Below are 16,121 nucleotides of genomic sequence, written 5' to 3' on the forward strand. Positions count from 1 at the left end.
CGGCAGCGTGCTCGCCCAGGGTGCGCCGGCCGCGCCGAAACGCGTGGTCGTGATCGGCGGCGCACTCGCGGAAACCGCGTTCGCGCTCGGCGGCGCCGAGACGCCGCGCTACCGGCTCGTCGGCGCCGACACGACCTGCACGTACCCCGACGCCGCGAAGCGGCTGCCGAAGGTCGGCTACCAGCGCGCGCTGTCGGCCGAGGGGCTGCTGTCGCTACGTCCCGATCTCGTGCTCGCGTCGGCGGAAGCCGGGCCGCCTACCGCCATCGCGCAAGTCAAAAGCGCCGGCGTCGCGGTAACGACGTTCGACGAGCGCCACGACGTCGAATCGGTGCGCGCGAAGATCACGGGCGTCGCGCAGGCGCTCGACGTGCGCGACGCGGGTACCGCGCTGCTGCAACGTTTCGACCGCGACTGGCAGGCCGCGCGCGACGCGGTCGCTGCCCGCGCGCCCGGCAGCGCACAGCCGCCGCGCGTGCTGTTCGTGCTGAACCATACCGGCAACCAGGCGCTCGTCGCCGGCCAGCGCACGGCCGCCGACGCAATGATCCGCTACGCGGGCGCGCGCAACGCGATGCAGGGCTTCGATCACTACAAGCCGCTGACGACCGAGGCGCTGGCGGCCGCCGCGCCCGACGTCGTGCTGATCTCCGACGAAGGGCTCGCGGCCGTCGGCGGCCGCGCCGCACTGCTCGCGACGCCCGGCTTCGGCGCGACGCCGGCCGGCCGTGCACAGCGCGTGGTGGCGCTCGATGCGCTGTTCCTGCTCGGCTTCGGCCCGCGCCTGCCGCTCGCCGTCACGACCTTGCACCGACGCCTGTCGGATGCGCTCGCCTGATTCCGGACTGCCTCGATGCCCGCTCACGCTTCGCCCTTCTCTGCACCGTCGCCCGCATCGCGCTCCGGCGCCGCGCGCATCGGCACGTCACGCCGCTTCGCACCGTTCGCGCTGGCTGCGCTTGCCTGCCTCGTGTGCGCGATGTCCGTCGTCGCGCTGTGCGTCGGCGCCTATCGCATTCCGCTCGCGGAAGCCTGGGCCGCGCTGACCGGCGATGCGGCCGCGCAGCAGGCGCGCGCGGTGCTGTTCGACATCCGCGCGCCGCGCGTCGCGCTCGCATTGCTGGTCGGCGGCGGCTTCGGGGCGACCGGCGCCGCGATGCAGGCGCTGTTCCGCAACCCGCTTGCGGATCCGGGGCTCGTCGGCGTGTCGAGCGGCGCCGCGCTCGGTGCAACGACGATGATCGTGCTCGGCCCCGCACTCTTTGCCGCGCACGTGAGCGCGGCCGCCTTGCCTGTCGCCGCATTCGCGGGCGCGCTCGCGGTCGCGGCGCTTGTCTACCGGCTCGCTGCGTCGCGCGGCCGGCTCGCGCTGCCGCTGCTGCTGCTCGCCGGCATCGCGATCAATGCGCTGGTCGGTGCTGCGATCGGGCTCCTCACGTTCGTCGCCGACGACGCGCAATTGCGCTCGCTGACCTTCTGGAGCCTCGGCAGCCTCGGCGGCGCGCAATGGTCCGCGCTGGCGGCCGTCGCGCCGTGCGTCGCGATCGGCTGCGTGCTGCTCGCGCGCGAACGAAACTCATTGAATGCACTGCAGCTCGGCGAAACCGAGGCGCTGCACCTCGGCGTACCGGTGCAGCGGCTGAAGCGGCGCGTGCTTGTCGCAGTCGCGCTCGCAGTCGGCGCGCTGGTGTCGTGCGCGGGCATCATCGGCTTCATCGGGCTCGTCGCGCCGCATTGCGTGCGCCTCGCGTGCGGCCCCGACCAGCGGGTCGTGCTGCCCGGCGCCGCGCTACTCGGCGCGCTGCTGACGCTCGCCGCCGATCTCGCCGCGCGCACCGTTGCCGCGCCCGCTGAAATTCCGCTCGGCGTGCTGACCGCGCTGCTCGGCGCGCCGTTCTTTCTCGCGCTGCTGTGGAAGAGCCGCGGCGCGCTCGGCGGCTAACCCTTCCCTCACGACGACCATGCTGACCGCCCATCACCTCGACGTCGCCCGTCGACACAGCACGATCCTGCGCGACCTGTCGCTGTCGATCGAACCCGGCCGCGTGACCGCGCTGCTCGGCCGCAACGGCGCGGGCAAGAGCACGCTGCTGAAGACCTTTGCCGGCGAGCTGACCGGCGGCGGCGCGCCGAACGGCGTGCGCGTGACCGGCGACATTACGCTGAACGGCGAACCGCTTGCGCACATCGACGCACCGCGGCTCGCGTGCCTGCGCGCGGTGCTGCCGCAGACCGCGCAGCCGGCGTTCCCGTTCAGCGTCGACGAAATCGTGCTGCTCGGCCGCTATCCGCATGCGCGGCGCAGCGGCGCGACGTCGCACCGCGATCGCGACATCGCGTGGCGGGCACTCGAACGCGCGGGCGCCGATGCGCTCGTCGGCCGCGACGTGACGACACTGTCGGGCGGCGAACTCGCGCGCGTGCAGTTCGCCCGCGTGCTTGCGCAGCTGTGGCCGGACGACGATGCAACGGAATACGGCCCGCGCTACCTGCTGCTCGACGAGCCAACCGCCGCGCTCGATCTCGCGCATCAGCACCGCCTGCTCGATACCGTGCGCAGCGTTGCGCGCGAATGGCAGCTCGGCGTGCTCGCGATCGTGCACGATCCGAATCTCGCCGCACGGCACGCGGATACGATCGCGATGCTCGCCGACGGCACGATCGTCGCGCACGGCACGCCGCGCGACGTGATGACGCCGGCCCATATCGCGCAGTGCTACGGATTCGCGGTGAAGATGGTGGACACCGGCGACGGCACGCCGCCGGTGATGGTGCCTGCATAGCGCGGGCCTGCGCCGCACGACTGTTGCACTGCTCGATGTCTGGTCTTACCGATAGCAGCACGTTCACGCAGCATCAATCGCGCTTCGCGCATCCCCTTCAAGGAGACCCGCATGCCACTTCCGATGACCCGCATCATCCTGTACGTCCAGGACGTCGCATCGCTCAAGACGTTCTACCGGCAGTATTTCGATCTGCCCGTCGTCGAGGAAATCGACAACGAGTGGGCCGTGCTCGGCGCAGGCGCCATCGAGCTCGCGCTGCATCTCGCCGGCCCGGCGTTCCGCCACGCGGCGCCCGCTCACGCGGAGACGCGCGCGGAAGCGAGCCACGTGAAGTTCGTGTTCTCGATCGGCCAGGATATCGGCGCGCATCGCGACCGGCTGGCCGGCAGCGGCGTGACGGTGCGCGATCTCAAGCGCTATGACGGGTTCGCGTACACGATGTACGACGGCATCGATCCGGAAGGCAACGTCTTCCAGGTGATGCAGGCCGACTGACGTTCGGTTCGGCCCGGGCGCTCACCCGAACGCCCGGGCCGGCACCGCTCGCGCCCCCAACCCGCCGCGCGGGTGGCGAGCCTCCCTGCTCAATGCTCGACGTCGGCCACGCCGAACGTGCGCATCTTCCAGCCCAGCCGCACCGCGAACATCCGCATCGCGAACCCCGCGACAAGCGCGACCACCGTCGCGACCCCGGCATCGATGCCAAGGTGCTGCATCCCGACATAGAGCGCGCCCGTGACGAACGCGACGCTCGCATACAGTTCCTCGCGCAGGATCAGCGGCATCTCGTTGCACAGCAGGTCGCGCAGCATCCCGCCGCAGACGCCCGTAATCGCGCCGGCCAGCACGACGATGATAGGCGCGGTGCCCGTCGACGCGCCGATGTCGCAGCCGATGATCGTAAATGCCGCGAGGCCGATCGCGTCGACGGTGACGAACAGCGTCTTCATTCGCGCGACATGCCGTGCGACCCACGACGCGACGGTCGCCGCGACGAGCGTGATCACCAGGTACTCCGGATGCGCGATCCAGCCGAGCGGATAGTGGCCGAGCAGCACGTCGCGCACGGTGCCGCCGCCGAGCGCCGTCACCGCGCCGACGAGCGCGAGCCCGAAACGGTCCATCCCGCGGCGCATGCCCATCAGCGCCCCCGACATCGCTTCCGCGACGATTGCAATCAGATAAAGCGTATGCATGGTGTGCGTCAGTCATCCGTCCGGAACAGGTCGAGCACGCGCTCGCGCTCGGCCGCATCGACCGCGGCAGGCATCGGCTCGACGGGCTTGCCATGGTCGCCCGGCGTGCCGGACGCACCAGCCGCCACCGCCGCTCCGCCGCACGCGAAGCGGCTGCGGATGTACGACGGCACATCGGCCGTGCACGTGCCGCGCGTGTATTCGGCGTAGACGAAGTCGCCGTCGACAAGCGCGACGTCCTGCGGCGGCGTCGCCTCGACCGACGTACGCCCATCGACGGCCGTCTTCATGTAGTCGAGCCAGACCGGTAACGCCAGCGATGCGCCGGTCGCGCGCCCCATCGGGCGCGGCGTGTCGTAGCCGAGCCACGCGACCGCGACGATGCCCGACGAGTAGCCGGCGAACCACACGTCCTTCGACCCGTTCGACGTGCCCGTCTTGCCGGCCGCGTCGTCGCGACGCAGCGCGAGCGCACCGCGTGCGGTGCCGGACTTCACGACGTCACGCAGCATGCTGTCCATCATGAACGCATTGCGCGCCGACACGACGCGCTCGCCAGCGGGTGCAGTGGCCTCGTACATCGCACCGCCATGACGCTGCTTCACCGACAGGATCAGGCGCGGCACCATCCGCGTGCCGCCGTTTGCGAACACGCTGTAGGCGCTTGCCAGTTCGAGCGGCGTCACGGCGCCCGCGCCGAGCGCGAGCGGCAGCGACGCCGGATTGCGCTGCGCGTCGAAGCCGAAGTGCACCGCGTGCTGCTGCACGTAGCGCGCGTCGGTGGCCTGCATCAGGCTGACCGCGACCAGGTTCTTCGAGCGCATGAGCCCGCGCCGCACCGGGATGAAGCCCTCGTAGTTGTTGGCGAAATTGCGCGGGCGCCACGGCCGCGCGCCGGTTTCCTCATGCGTGAGCGTGCGCTGCGTATCGTCGACGAGCACGCCCGGGAAGTAGCCCTTTTCCAGCGCCGCCGAATAGACGAACGGCTTGAAGCTCGAACCCGGCTGGCGATACGCCTGCAGCGCATGGTCGAACACGTTGCGGTTGAAATCCGCGCCGCCGACGAGCGCGAGCATGTCGCCGGTTGCCGCGTCGAGCGACACGAGTGCGCCTTCGAGCCCGTTGCGCGCATCGCGCTTCGCGCGCTGCTGACGGCTCAGCGTGCGTTCGAGCGACGCTTCAGCCGCGCGCTGGTCGCGCATCGAGATCGTCGTCGTCACGTCGAGGCCGAGCGTATAGGCGTCGTCGTGAAAGCGTTCGACCATCATCCGGCGCGCGCGCTCGGCGACGTAAGGCGCCGCGATGATCCCGGGCGGCGGGGTGGTCGCCAACGCGATCGGTGCGTCGACGGCCGCGCGGTACGTCGCGTCGTCGAGCTGGCCGAGCGCATGCATGCGGTCGAGCACGTAGTTGCGCCGCGCGGTCGCGCGCGCCGGATTGACGACCGGGTTGAATGCGGACGGCGCCTTCGGCAGCCCCGCGAGCACGGCCGCCTCGCCTGCGCTCAGCGCGTCGAGCGGCTTGCCGAAATACACGTTCGCGGCCGCCGCGAAACCGTACGCGCGCTCGCCCAGATAGATTTCGTTCATGTACAGCTCGAGCAGCTTGTCCTTGCTGTATTCGCGTTCGAGCTTGGTCGCCATCAGGATCTCGGCGAGCTTGCGGCTCAGCACCTTGTCGCGCGTCAGGTAGAAGTTGCGCGCGACCTGCATCGTGATCGTGCTGCCGCCCTGCCCGGGTTGCCCCGTCACGACGTTCGCGAACGTCGCGCGCGCGAGGCCGCTGAAATCGACCGCGCCGTGCTGGTAGAACTTCGCGTCCTCGGCCGCGAGCAGCGCCTGCCGCATCAGCGGCGGGATGCGTTCGAGCGGCACGAACTCACGGCGCTCGACGCCGTATTCGGCCAGCAGGTCGCCGTCGCGCGAGAAGATCCGCAGCGGCAGCGCGGGACGGTACACGGCGAGGTGCTCGACGGACGGTAACTGCGTCCAGATGCGCTGGATCGTCCATGCGCCGATACCCGCGCACGCGACCGTCAGGCCGAGCAGCGCGCCCGCGAGCGTGCGCCACATGCGGCGGCGGCGTGGCGGCGGCGCGGGTGGGGGTGGCGGGGATGCGGTGTGGTCGGTCATGTCGGGCTCCATCTTCGATGCTGCGACGGCCGGTGCGCGGGAGGCACCGACCGGTCACGAAAGGCGCGCATTGTCGAAGGGATGGCGCGAAACCGGAACATTCTTTAGCCAAAGTTGGGCTGGCTAAATTTTATTTAGAAAAGTGGGCCTGGGCCGTTCGTGGCACACCTGCGACCGCTTGACGCACTGTCGGAAGAACCACGCTGCACACGATCCGGTTCGCCTGTAGGATCGCGGGATGTTCGATCGATATCTCGGCCTGTGGGGCCTCGTTCCCGACGGCAACCCGATCCTGACCGCGAGCGGCGGCCTGCTGCCGGTCGTCTGGCAATCGCGGCCGGCGATGCTGAAGATCGCCACGTGTGACGAAGAGCGTCGCGGCAATGCGCTGATGACCTGGTGGAACGGGCAAGGCGCGGCGCAGGTGTGGCAGCACGACGGTGATGCGGTCCTGCTCGAACGGGCGCAGCCGGCGCCGACGCTGGCGGGTTTTTCGGAATCGGGGCGCGACGATGATGCGATGCGGATCGCGTGTGATGTCGTCGCCCGGCTGCATGGGCATCGTGCTTCGGAACCGCCTTCGGTCGTGCCGCTGCACGACTGGTTTCATGCGCTGCTATCAGATGCTTCTGGCAGAGACGTGCTACTCAGCTCGGCAACGGTCGCGCGCCAGTTGCTAGCCGGGCCGCCCGTCGATGAAGTCGTCCTGCACGGCGACATCCATCACGGCAACCTCCTCCATTTCGGCGAACGCGGCTGGCTCGCGATCGATCCGAAAGGGCTGCGCGGCGATCGCGCGTTCGACTACGCGAACCTGTTCTGCAATCCCTCGCACGATATTGCGGTCGATCCCGTGCGCTTCGAGCGTTGTGTCACGCTCGTGGCCGAGGCGGCGAAGCTCGACCGGCACCGGCTGCTGCAGTGGATTCTCGCGTGGTCGGGTTTGTCGGCGATGTGGTTGATCGAGGACGGCCTGCCGCCCGATGCGCGGCTGCAGGTCGCAACGCTCGCCGCGGCTGCACTCGGCAAGTAGCAATACGCATCACTGCGAAAGCAGGTTCAGCGCGAGTTTCCGGGGAGCGCAAGGAAGATCGATCGACGGCTTTCGGCCAATTGGAGTCATCTGAAGGCGCAGTTCCCATGACCGAGTTGGGTGAGGAGCAGCCGCCTCTTAAGCGTCGAGGGTACAGAGACTGCTTCGCCACGGGCGTCGGCCAAGCCTTTCGACTCCGTCCAACGTCGCTTCGGCACGCCTCCGCGTCGCGAAGAAACGCCAGTATCCGAGGAACGGCAGCAAGCCTCTCTTTGCACCGCTAGGAGGAGGTCGCCTGCGGGTTGGCTGGCAGGCGCTTGACTGTTTGCCGGGCGTTTCGATAGACTTCCGCTCCCGAGGTGAGCACGCAACGACACTGTTCACCCAGTCCATTCACGCCGGGGTGACCTTGATCGCAAGAGGTTCACGCCAACTGGACGGCCTAGGATCACCTGGGTATCCCGGCTAGATAGTGCCTCGGTACGGATTTTCTGCGGTGCTGATCGACCGTCAGCACCGCAGAGAGTCTTTACCGATGGCAATCTGACGCGGTAGCGGCCGCAATCTGAAGCCATCGATTTCTTCCCAACCTAGGAGATTCACGATGGCTTCTTTGCATTCTGACGCCGGCATTCCTGCCAACCACTGGCACCAGGTCACCCTCGGCATGCTGATCGCGCAGGAGGATCCCCGCGCTTGGCGGGGGTACAGCACCGAAGCGTGGGCCCGGTCCTGGGGGAACCACGAGCTGGCCGCCCGTTGCGCCGCACATCCTGAGCTGCGCCGCAAACTCCGCCGCGACGAGACGTGGACTATGTGCCATGACGCAGTCATCGATCCCGATCTGCTCGTCTACGCAGTTCTGGCATACGGCGGTGCCAACATGGGGCCCGGTGGCAGGAACAACTGGCGGGTGGCCGAGTCCATGCCGAACCTGCTGCCGCTGCTGGCCGAGCTGCCTACGCTCACCCGTGCCGAAGCCTACGAGCGCTTCCGCCACCTGCGCCGCCGTCGCTTGCTGCGCGGCATCGGGCCGTCGTTCTTCACCAAGATCATGTACTTCTTCGGCTGCAAGGGCGCCTACATCCTGGACCAGTGGCTCGCCAAGTCGATCCTGGCCCTCCGTGCGCAGAACTGGCGTGCCGGCGCTTGCGCGGAGCCGGTATTCGAGCTGATCGATGGCAACGGCATCCGCCTGTCCTTCGGACAGGGCGAAGGCATTCGGGACTCCGTGAGCGGGTTCGACTACGACTTCTTCTGCCGCGAACTGGAGGCGCTGACCGAGAAGCTAGGGCTGCCCGACGGCGCTGAGGTCGAGCGCTGGGTCTTTTCCTCGCCGCAGTCTGACTGGCGCCTGTTCCTCAACACGCTGGACTGGACCTCCCCGGGCACTCACAAGAAGCGGCGCGACGCCGCGGCACGGTACCTCGCGTCGCGCCGGGCCCTGCGCGCCGAAGTCGCAGCGATGTCGTTTCAGATCATTCTCGGCAACCATGCCTGCGCATAACTTGTCGCGCAGATCCCAGGGCTTTAGGCCCTCGATGCATTCATCATGGCTCTATGGCGGTATGGCGCAATAATGCGCCATACCGACTTGCTCATGCTGAAATGAACAATTATGTGGCCGCTGTTTCCGGCCATCACCGGCCATTCGATCGAGTTCTCGGGTGGACATTTGAGCGTCGGATGCGTCCAGACAACGGACGTTCCCGCTGACGAACATGTCAGTGCGTCAGGCAGTTGGTCGTGTTGCCGAAGCTCGTGCAGTTCGTGTACACAGGTCGATTCATCGAATTGATAGCCTGTTGTGTCTGTAGGTAATTTGCCATCGCCTGTGCGGCCTGCGCGCGCTGCTGCATCTCGGCCTGATACGACTGCTGTAGATCGCTCTGGATACGATTCAATTCGACGATCAGCTTGGCCTTACCGACGTTTTCCTCGCGTTGCTGATCCTGAAGGTACTGCCCCCACGTCGTTTGCTGGTTAATCAGCGACAGCAGCGCCGTATCGCCTTCCTGATAACTGTCCAGCAGGATAGGTACTACCGTAGGCGTGACCGTCATCAGTTCGTCCGCAGTTGCCTTGCGGCACGGCTGGATCATGTCGTGAACTGCGTACAGGGATTTAATCTCGTTCAGTGATGCATGGTCAGCGCTATTTAGCTGTGCCAGTGTCGCGTCGGCGGGGTCCATCGGGCGTCGAGCGCGTATCGGCGCCGCCTGAGGACTGTTGTACGCCTCGGCAGCGCAATCTTTCATTTGCGCGACAGTCTGTTTGATGACTACGGACATATGATTTGCTCGTTGCTGCGTGGCAGTCTGGCACCCGGCAAGCAGCGCGGCGGCGAGTAGCAGTGCGCGCGTGGTTTTCATGGTTTTCTCGTGTACGTTACCGTATCGATCGCTCACATCAGAGAATACGCAACGTCCAGGAGAATTTCCGGTTTTTTCAACACTATCGGCCAGCTACAGTCGTTCGCATGCTCGTCAACGCGAACGTTTGAAAGTCGGCTCCTCCCTGACAACGGCCCATCGTGCACCGATGAGCGCCCCTGATCCAACATGAGAGGCGAGAGATGATGGTTCGGGTACGCAACGCGAGGAAAAGACGGTCGCCATTTGGCGTGTAAAAAAATGATTTGATAGGCTGATAAGCGTCCAGCCATAGGCGGCGCATCCGCAGCACGGCACGGATTGATTTCTGCAAAGCCCGTAGCATGCGCAATCAGGAACCCGGTACCATTAACTATTGACCGACGGAAGCAATGCGTTCCGATTCTCCGATTCTCCACCAAGCTGCCGACTGTGCGTATCGAACATGCTTGGCTGATTTGAAATTTTACGTAACTTCGAGAGTGAAACGTTAGCGTATGGCAAGCCACACCGTAGAACAATTTGCTGCCGAGCTTAAGATGCCGTCCGAGACCATGCTCGAGTATTTAAACTTGGTTGGCGCAAACGTAAAAAGCACAAAAGATAAGATTAGTGAGAAAGATAAGGAGCTTCTACTCCTCCATCTTAGAAAAATTCATGGTTCGGATCGCGAGAAAAAGATAATTTTAACGCGAAATCCAGGGGATGGACGTCGTCGGACAGTTCAAGTCGAAGTTCGAAAGAAAAGGACTTTCGTACAAAAGGAAGCTGCGCCGACAGCCACGCCACAAAAACCGAAAGACGCAAAGGCCGACGATGTAACGATAACAGGGGTGGCAATCGAAAATCTCGGCCCGGACGTCGGATTGACGTCAGGGAAAAGGATACGCTGGAGCAAGCTTCAATCGATTGAAATATCAAATTTCAAGGCGGTGGAGCGCCTTACTGTACCGCTCGCTGACGTAACGATTCTGGTGGGGCCGAACGGGTCCGGTAAATCTTCAGTGCTGCAAGCGATTCATTGGGCGGCCCGCGCGGCCAGTTATGTTGCACCCCGGAACCAAAGTGAGTCGGTGTCGTTTGAACGACTAGACTATTCGCCGTCGAGTGAGCCACTGAAAACGGCACACAAGAAGGAACTATCGCCCGAGAGAAGCTCGGAACCCACCGCCGTAGTTTTCAACCACGTCCCCACTGAGGACGGGTCCTCTTCGGCAGCGACGATCAAGATTTGGGCAGCGCGGGCGTCGGCGGGTATTTCGGTCAGTATCGAAGGTGGTCCCGCCGTTACGCCATTTAAGCAAAGAACAGATCTGATTACTGCTTACATACCAGGGCTGGCTGGTCTATCCGAATATGAGACCCTGCTCGTTCAACCGTTGCTCCGACGGCAAGCAGCCGGAGGTGACGCAGGCGGTGTTTTGCGAAACGTCCTGTTTAACATAGGAAGTCGGCAACTTGGAGAGACGAACGATGACGCCGCAAGTTTGCGTGTCAGGCAGTTGAACGAGCTCGTACAAATCATTCATCCAGGTGTGTCATTGGAAGTTACTTTCAACGATCGAGAGGACATCAAGATTCAAGCAACGTTCGACGACAGTTTGTTGTCAGGAATTAAACGTCCATTGGAAACTGCGGCAACAGGAGTTTTGCAGGCGATTCAAATCTTCGCGTATCTTATTTTGTTTCGACCCAAACTTCTTCTTGTTGACGAGCCCGATGCGCATTTACATCCTGACAAACAAGAACGTTTGATAGAGGCATTAGAGCACGCTGCGCAGAAATTCGATGCGCAAATTATTTTGACGACGCATAGTCCTCACATAGTCAGAGCGGCCTCCCCTGCGATAAACCTGCTGTGGGTTAATCAAGGTAAGGTCTATCAACAGCAAGACGACAATGTGCGCGCACTTCTTGGATGGGGTGGTCTAGATAAGAAAATCCTTTTTTTTGTTGAAGATGAAAATGATCAAGCAATCAGAGCGATATTGCGTCAGTGGCCTCGACTGCACCGACAATTAGCAATTTGTCGCTGCTTCGGAGTGGACAATCTGCCTGGCAATTCGTTATTAAAGGGGCTTCTCTCGGCGGATTCGTTTGACGTTAAGGTGGTCATTCACCGCGATCGAGACTTCATGACGGACAAGGAATGCCGACTCTGGGCTCAACGCTATACAGAAGAGGACGTCGCGGCATGGATTACCACTCATTCTGACGCAGAAGCCTATTTCTGTGAGGCAACTTATCTAAGTCGTCTTTATAATGTATCAATAGATACGTCTGAGAGTTGGATAAGATCGGCAACCTCGAAATGCACGGGTGCAAGAAAGGTTTTCTTCGACAAGCGTAAGGTGTTCATTCGCTTGCTCTACGAGAACGGGGGATCGCCAGAATCAGAGGAACTGTGGCAACAGGGCCTAGAACAATCCCCTGCGAACGTTCTTGGAAAGACATTACACAAGGCCCTGAAGGTAGAGGTGAAGGCGTCGGGTTACGACGACAAGCTCTTAGATCGGTTTTCGGTTCCCGAGGGTTACGAGGTGGCATCGGACCTGCGCTCGATCCTTGAGGGTATGCTAAGCGATAAGTCATAAGGCCGACCCAAAGCATCGAGGGAGCCTCTTCGTGAACCACTGCTAAGCTGCCAGCGTCGCGAAAGTACGGCACGGGGGGCGATTGCCGTGAAGGTGAAATCGGGCTAACTCGTGCCAAGCGCGATCGCAACGACCGAGATGAGTGGAAAGCGGCCATCGGAAGCGGCCAGGGCCAATGACGGCTCGGGGTCGGCAACCGACATCCCCGAAAACCCAAGAAGAACCCGAAAAAAAACCCGCCGGCATTCCCCCGGCGGGCTCCCACATCCAACTGCTTGAACGACGCTTAACGCGCCGGATTCAGCAACAGGTTCATGTGGCGGTTCACATCCTTGTACAGCAGGTAACGGAAGCGGCCGGGGCCACCCGAATAGCATGCCTGCGGGCAGAACGCGCGCAGCCACATGAAGTCGCCCGCTTCGACCTCGACCCAATCCTGATTCAGGCGATACACGGCCTTCCCTTCCAGCACATACAACCCGTGCTCCATCACGTGCGTTTCAGCAAACGGAATCACACCGCCCGGCTCGAACGTCACGATGTTCACGTGCATGTCGTGGCGCATGTCGCTCATGTCGACGAAGCGCGTCGTCACCCATGCACCGTTGGTGCCCGGCATCGGGATCGGCTCGACGTCCTGCTCGTTGGTCACGAAGGCTTCCGGCAGCGGAATGCCGTCGACGGCCTGGTAATGCTTGCGCACCCAGTGGAAACGCACCGCGGCATCGCTGACGTTGTGCAGCGTCCAGTCCGCGCCCGGCGGAATGAACGCGTAGCCGCCCGGCTTCAGCACGTGCTTCTTGCCTTGCAGCGTCAGCTCGGCTTCACCTTCGACGACGAACAGCACGGCTTCGGCGTTCTTGTCCTGCTCGGGCTTGTCGCTGCCGCCGCCCGGGTTCACTTCGACGATGTACTGCGAGAAGGTTTCCGCGAAACCCGACAGCGGGCGAGCGATCACCCACAGGCGCGTGTTCGTCCAGAACGGCAGCCAGCTCGTGACGATGTCGCGCATCACACCCTTCGGGATCACCGCGTACGCCTCGGTGAACATCGCGCGATCGGTCAGCAGATCGGTCTGCGGCGGGTGGCCGCCATGCGGCGCGTAATACGTTGTCTTAGACATAGTGCATCCAGGCAATGGGTTGGTCCGGCCCCGGACGCAAACGGCATCGGGCGGCACGTACGCGCGTGGGGCACGCATGCGGCGGCGGGACATCGTTGCCGGGGTGGCTTGAAGGCGCACGCGCCTTCGTTCGGTCGGCCAGGCTTCGCGACGGGTTCGTCCGGTTCATCGGACGCGGCGGCCCATGCTTGTGGAGCCGGCGGCCGGGCCGCGGCGCTCGCGATCATGCGGCGAGGCGCGGCCAGCGGCACGGTGCGATGCCGTACGCGAGCCTTGCCGACGATAGCGAAGTCGTTCGCAATCGACCAATTAAATGTTGCGATGGATTCCATTCGATTTCCCACTACCGGCGGGCACCCGCGATACGCGGTGAGGAAGCGTGGCGCGACGGTCTGGCTATCAGGGAAATCCTGACGGGCGCGGCAACGCGCACGTCCGCCGGGACGCTAGAAGCGCAGGCGAGTCACCGCAGTCATGCCGGTCGCGCACGCGGGTCGCGATACATCTGGTTACGCAGATTGGAAAACCACGACACGCGCACGGCAGCAAGGTGCACCGCGCCGATCATGAGTCGCCATCAGGCCGGAACGGACCAACGGGAATCGAACGTGACGCGAACGGTATCGACGCTGCTCGAACGCAATCAGTCGCGAGAGGCGGTGTAGTCGGGAAACGGGGAATGACAGCGAGGAGGGAAGCTTGCCGGCCCGTCGATCGGGCATCTGGCGGCGGTTAATGAAGCCGGTAAGTGTTCGCCGGTCTGGCCGGCGATAGCGGCCCGGCAGGCCGCCGGGCCGAATCTCGCGTCGGGTGCCGACGCCGTCGGCGCGCCGGTGCGCGGGTCGCGCACCGTGCCGCGCCAGCGGCGATCAGTCCCAGTCGCGGTGGTGATGATGCTTGCGGTGGCGATAGCCACGATCGCCGCGGCCGCCGTAATCGCGTTCGTACGAGCTGCGCGACATGTTGCCGCCGAGCGCCGCGCCGGCGCCGCCGCCGACAGCCGCACCCAGCAGGCCGCCCGTGCGGCCGCCCATCGCATTGCCTGCCGCGGTACCTGCGCCGCCGCCGAGGGCGCCGCCGATGATCGCGCCGGTGCGCTCGCGACGGTTCGACGTCACTGCGCCACCCGCGCCGCCGCCGATGGCGCCGCCGATCACCGAGCCCGTGCTGCCGCCGAGCGCACCGCCGACTGCTGCGCCGGCTACCCCGCCGAGCGCGCCGCCAAGCGCGTTGTTCATGTCACCTGCCATGGCCGGCAGTGCAGTCGCGCCGGTCAAAGCGGCGACGACGAGAGCGGGGGCGATTTTCTTCCACATTCCCGTATTCTTCCTTGTTCGCAATCTGGTTATTGAAGGTCCGCTCGGTACGACGATCTGAATCGATCGACGTCGGGTCAGGCATTGTGCCGAACCGTGGACCAATTCATTTCAATGAGCTTGCGGCGAAGAATAGCACCGGTCCCACGTCCTTGCCGTGGACATTCTGGTAACAAGTTGTTTACGAATAAGCGATCTCGAACGCGCGCCCCGGAATGCCCGCAAACCCGCGCCGGCATTGGCTCCGCCGAGGGTCCGGCCCTGCCGAAAAACAGGTCGGCCATGCGCGGCGTCGCACGTTTGAGACACACGTGGCAACACATCGGGAACGAATCGTGGGCGGGCCCGGAAATGACGGCCGCGAAGAAATGAAGAGGGTCAGTACACGCCGGGCAGCAGACGCCAGGTTCGCGCGCAATACGCGTCGTATTCGGCGCCGAATTGCGCACGCAGCAGCGCCTCCTCGGAGCGGATGCGCGCGACGAGCGGCACCATCGTCAGCACGACCAGCAGCACGCCGACACCCGAACGGAATGCCAGCGCCCAGCCGAGCGAATTGACGAGCAGGCCGAGATAGCTCGGATTGCGGATGCGGCGGTAGATGCCGTCGGTCACGAGCGTATGGCCCGGCTGGATCGCGACGAGCCCGCTGAAGCGCTTGCCGAGCACGAATACGGGCCAGATGCGCAGCACACCGCCCGCGATGTACAACACGACGCCGATCCAGCGCACCGCATCGCCGCCGAAGGTCCAGAAGTCGAGCCGGTCGGTCAGCGCGGGCAGGTACGCCAGCAGGAGCCCGGTCACGCCGAACGCCGCGAGCACCCAGCGGTTGTCGCGGTTCTCGCGCTGGCCGCTGCTCAGGTTGGCATCGGTGAACAATGCCGCGACGGCCATCACGAGCGTCGCGACGACGGCGACGGTCAGCGGTGGATGCGAGAAGAAGGCCGCGAACCCACCGAAACCGAGCACCGCGAGCCCGAGATAAACGAGCGTGGAGATGCCCGACAGGGCGGCGACCTTGCGGGTGACTGTCATGGCTACCTCACCGGAATGCGCTTTCCTGTGAAGTATAGGAAGCGCAGCGCACCGCGATCATGCGGTGCGCGAATCCGCGCGAGTCATCCGGCGCAACGCATTGGCGCTGACCGATGGGGCCAGCGCCCGCGCCCGGCGCCGGATCAGCGGATACGGAAGTTGCCGCCGATCCCGACGCTGACGGGCGGCGCGTAATACGCCGGCGCATAGCCGTAGTAGGCCGGCGCCGGCGCGTAGCCGTACGGCGGCGCGACGTAGCAGCCGGACAGGCCGCCGATCAGGGTAAGCGTGATGAGAAGTCTGGACATGGCTCGATTCCCGGCGCGAAAGACGAATGGCACCTCGCGAAAGCCGCGCCGCCGCGTGGTGCGGCAGCCGGCACGAAGAGGCGATCCGCCCTTCCTGTCGCTCGATGAAGCAATGCGCGGAGTCTAGCGCCGGGTGGGCCGGGCCGCGTTTCGCCGGCGGTTACACGTGTTACCTCGCGTGACCGCTGAAACAGGCGACGGCACGGCGGCCGGCCAAGGCGCC

14 protein-coding genes are annotated in these 16,121 nt (G+C 64.7%); 7 read left to right on the top strand and 7 right to left on the bottom strand.

Annotated features, from left to right (window positions below; translation table 11 throughout):
- Window positions 1-7: 7 nt before the first annotated feature.
- From BDO18943_RS29095 to BDO18943_RS29110, 4 genes are all read left to right on the top strand, one after another.
- A complete protein-coding gene (locus tag BDO18943_RS29095; RefSeq protein ID WP_235996221.1) occupies window positions 8-838 on the top strand; it encodes a heme/hemin ABC transporter substrate-binding protein in 831 nt (276 codons plus the stop codon).
- 15 nt (window positions 839-853) lie between these two features.
- On the top strand, window positions 854-1,942 hold the full coding sequence (locus BDO18943_RS29100; RefSeq protein ID WP_175024984.1) for a FecCD family ABC transporter permease: 1,089 nt from the start codon (window positions 854-856) through the stop codon (window positions 1,940-1,942).
- 19 nt (window positions 1,943-1,961) lie between these two features.
- Window positions 1,962-2,783 (top strand): heme ABC transporter ATP-binding protein, encoded by an 822-nt coding sequence (locus tag BDO18943_RS29105; protein WP_175024985.1) that lies wholly within the window; start codon window positions 1,962-1,964, stop codon window positions 2,781-2,783.
- 111 nt (window positions 2,784-2,894) lie between these two features.
- Entirely contained in the window at window positions 2,895-3,281 is a 387-nt protein-coding gene (locus BDO18943_RS29110; RefSeq protein WP_175024986.1) for a VOC family protein, read from the top strand.
- 89 nt (window positions 3,282-3,370) lie between these two features.
- Here BDO18943_RS29110 and BDO18943_RS29115 read toward each other — a convergent pair whose 3' ends face one another.
- Window positions 3,371-3,982 carry a trimeric intracellular cation channel family protein gene (locus tag BDO18943_RS29115; RefSeq protein WP_043181041.1) on the bottom strand — a complete coding sequence of 204 codons (612 nt, stop codon included), beginning with the start codon at window positions 3,980-3,982 and terminating at the stop codon, window positions 3,371-3,373.
- 8 nt (window positions 3,983-3,990) lie between these two features.
- Window positions 3,991-6,114: a penicillin-binding protein 1A gene (locus BDO18943_RS29120; RefSeq protein WP_175024987.1), complete on the bottom strand. Its 2,124-nt coding sequence runs from the start codon at window positions 6,112-6,114 to the stop codon at window positions 3,991-3,993.
- Between the two features lie 238 nt (window positions 6,115-6,352).
- Between BDO18943_RS29120 and BDO18943_RS29125 the strand changes: the two genes are divergently transcribed.
- Together BDO18943_RS29125 and BDO18943_RS29130 are read left to right on the top strand one after the other, a co-directional pair.
- A complete protein-coding gene (locus BDO18943_RS29125; protein WP_175024988.1) occupies window positions 6,353-7,147 on the top strand; it encodes an aminoglycoside phosphotransferase family protein in 795 nt (264 codons plus the stop codon).
- A gap of 604 nt (window positions 7,148-7,751) precedes the next feature.
- Complete coding sequence (locus BDO18943_RS29130) at window positions 7,752-8,654, top strand: 8-oxoguanine DNA glycosylase OGG fold protein (RefSeq protein WP_175024989.1); 903 nt, start codon at window positions 7,752-7,754, stop codon at window positions 8,652-8,654.
- Between the two features lie 217 nt (window positions 8,655-8,871).
- On the opposite strand, the gene BDO18943_RS29135 is transcribed toward BDO18943_RS29130, so the two are convergent.
- Window positions 8,872-9,519 carry a hypothetical protein gene (locus BDO18943_RS29135; protein WP_175024990.1) on the bottom strand — a complete coding sequence of 216 codons (648 nt, stop codon included), beginning with the start codon at window positions 9,517-9,519 and terminating at the stop codon, window positions 8,872-8,874.
- A gap of 497 nt (window positions 9,520-10,016) precedes the next feature.
- On the opposite strand from BDO18943_RS29135, the gene BDO18943_RS29140 reads away from it, so the two are divergent.
- On the top strand, window positions 10,017-12,113 hold the full coding sequence (locus tag BDO18943_RS29140) for a translation initiation factor IF-2 associated domain-containing protein (RefSeq protein ID WP_235996216.1): 2,097 nt from the start codon (window positions 10,017-10,019) through the stop codon (window positions 12,111-12,113).
- A gap of 286 nt (window positions 12,114-12,399) precedes the next feature.
- Here BDO18943_RS29140 and BDO18943_RS29145 read toward each other — a convergent pair whose 3' ends face one another.
- The 4 genes from BDO18943_RS29145 to BDO18943_RS29160 form a co-directional block, all read right to left on the bottom strand.
- Complete coding sequence (locus tag BDO18943_RS29145) at window positions 12,400-13,236, bottom strand: bifunctional allantoicase/(S)-ureidoglycine aminohydrolase (RefSeq protein WP_011353825.1); 837 nt, start codon at window positions 13,234-13,236, stop codon at window positions 12,400-12,402.
- Between the two features lie 869 nt (window positions 13,237-14,105).
- Window positions 14,106-14,552, bottom strand: coding sequence for a hypothetical protein (locus tag BDO18943_RS29150; protein WP_043181055.1), 447 nt, complete (start codon window positions 14,550-14,552; stop codon window positions 14,106-14,108).
- Between the two features lie 378 nt (window positions 14,553-14,930).
- Window positions 14,931-15,590 (bottom strand): methyltransferase family protein, encoded by a 660-nt coding sequence (locus BDO18943_RS29155; protein ID WP_175024991.1) that lies wholly within the window; start codon window positions 15,588-15,590, stop codon window positions 14,931-14,933.
- Window positions 15,591-15,733: 143 nt separating this feature from the next.
- Window positions 15,734-15,898 carry a hypothetical protein gene (locus BDO18943_RS29160; protein WP_175024992.1) on the bottom strand — a complete coding sequence of 55 codons (165 nt, stop codon included), beginning with the start codon at window positions 15,896-15,898 and terminating at the stop codon, window positions 15,734-15,736.
- Window positions 15,899-16,121: the final 223 nt, after the last annotated feature.

It is taken from the genome of Burkholderia aenigmatica (assembly GCF_902499175.1).
Taxonomy (GTDB): Bacteria; Pseudomonadota; Gammaproteobacteria; order Burkholderiales; family Burkholderiaceae; genus Burkholderia; species Burkholderia aenigmatica.